The following is a 2,063-nucleotide window of genomic DNA, read 5'->3' as shown; positions in this document are numbered from 1 at the left end:
TCCCCGACCCCCACCCCACTTCCCTTGCCGGCGGTCCGCTCGGCCGGGAGCGCTCGCATCTCTCCGCCTCCCGGGCGGCCCTCCGCGCGATGCGTGAGGACGCGGAGTCCCTCGACATCAAGGACGTCACCGCGAACTGGGTCAACGCGGCGGTCCTGTCCCGCCAGATCGAGGAGCGGATCAAGGCCCTCGCCGACCTCAGTCACACCCCGCTGTTCTTCGGCCGCCTCGACTACCTGCACGCTCCCGGAGCCGAACAGGCCGAGGGCGCGGAGGGCGAGCAGTTCTACATCGGCCGCCGTCACGTCCACGACGCCGACGGCGACCCCATGGTCATCGACTGGCGCGCGCCGGTGTCCCAGCCGTTCTACCGGGCGTCCAAGAAGGACCCGATGGACATCGCCCTGCGCCGGCGGTTCGGGTACACCGGCGGGGACCTCACGGCGTACGAGGACGAGCACCTCTCCGACCCCACAGAATCGGCGGCCACGAGCAAGCTGCTCCAGCAGGAGATCGAGCGCCCTCGTGTGGGCCCGATGCGCGACATCGTGGCCACCATCCAGCCCGAGCAGGACGAGATCGTACGCAGCGGGCTCAGCGGCTCGGTGTGCGTGCAGGGGGGTCCCGGCACCGGAAAGACGGCGGTCGGCCTCCACCGGGTCGCCTACCTCCTCTACGCCCACCGCGACCGGCTGGCCCGCACGGGCACCCTCGTCATCGGACCGAACAGCTCCTTCCTCTCCTACATCGAGCAAGTGCTGCCCGCACTGGGCGAGTTGGAGGTCAAGCAGGCGACTGTCGACGACCTGGTCGCCCACGTCGAGGTGCGCGGCACGGACGAAGCGGCGGCGGCGATCGTCAAGGGCGACGCGAGAATGGCGGAGGTCCTGCGTCGCGCCGTCTACTCCCACGTGACGCTGCCCACCGAGCCCGTCGTGGTCGTACGGGGGTCACGGCGCTGGCGTGTCCCGGTGTACGAACTGGAGGGCATCGTACGGGAGTTGCTGGACCGCGGGATTCGTTACGGCGCCGCCCGCGAGGCCCTCCCGCAGCGCATCGCGCATGCCGTGCTGGTGCAGATGGAACGGTCGGGCGAGGCGCCGGACGACCGTGTGCAGGACGCGGTGGCCCGCAACTCGGCGGTGAAGGCGGCCGTGAAGACTCTCTGGCCGCCGGTCGACCCCGCGAAACTCGTCCTGCGCCTCCTGACGGACGCCGACTTCCTGACCGCCCACGCGGCCGGGATCCTCGACGCGGACGAGCAGAAGGAGATCCTCTGGGCGAAGCCGGTACGGTCGGTGAAGGCGGCCAAGTGGTCTGCCAGCGACGCCGTGTTGATCGACGAGACGACCGACCTGGTCCAGCGCACGCACTCGCTCGGACATGTGGTCCTGGACGAGGCGCAGGACCTTTCCCCCATGCAGTACCGGGCGGTGGGCCGCCGCTGCACGACCGGCTCGGCAACGGTCCTGGGCGACTTGGCCCAGGGCACCACGCCCTGGGCGACGCGGAGTTGGGCAGAGGCTCTGGCCCACCTGGGCAAGCCGGAGGCGGTGGTGGAGGAACTCACGGCGGGCTTCCGCGTCCCCACGGACGTCATCACGTACGCGTCCCGGCTGCTCCCGCACATCGCGCCCGGGCTGACGCCGGTGGCGTCGGTCCGTGAGAACCCGGGCTTCTTCGACGTACGGCCGATCGGCGACGGCGCGGGTGAAGTGGTCGCGGCCTGCGAGGAGTTGCTGCGCAACGAGGGGTCTACGGGCCTGATCGCGGCGGACGCGCGCATCCCGGCCCTGGCGGAGGCGCTGGGGGAGGCGGGCATCGGATTCCTGTCCCCCGGCGAGGAGACGACACGCGAGACGCGGCTGACGCTGGTGCCGGCGTCGTTGGCGAAGGGGCTGGAGTACGACTACGTGGTACTGGACGAGCCCCGGGCCGTGGTGGACGCCGAGCCCGATAAACGCACCGGCCTGCGGCGGCTGTACGTGGCCCTGACGCGGGCGGTGTCGGGGCTGATCGTGGTGCATGCGGCACCGCTGCCGCTCGAACTGTCCTGACGGGGC

Annotated in this window: 1 protein-coding gene; it reads left to right on the top strand. The window is 71.2% G+C overall.

Features of this window, described 5'->3' with window-relative positions; all coding sequences use genetic code 11:
• A partial coding sequence (locus AOK08_RS20320; protein WP_055527873.1) for a HelD family protein occupies positions 1 to 2,057 on the top strand: 2,057 nt, incomplete at its 5' end.
• Positions 2,058 to 2,063: the final 6 nt, after the last annotated feature.

Source organism: Streptomyces graminilatus, assembly GCF_001418565.1.
GTDB classification, from domain to species: domain Bacteria; phylum Actinomycetota; class Actinomycetes; order Streptomycetales; family Streptomycetaceae; genus Streptomyces; species Streptomyces graminilatus.
This window is presented reverse-complemented; position numbering and strand designations above follow the sequence as displayed.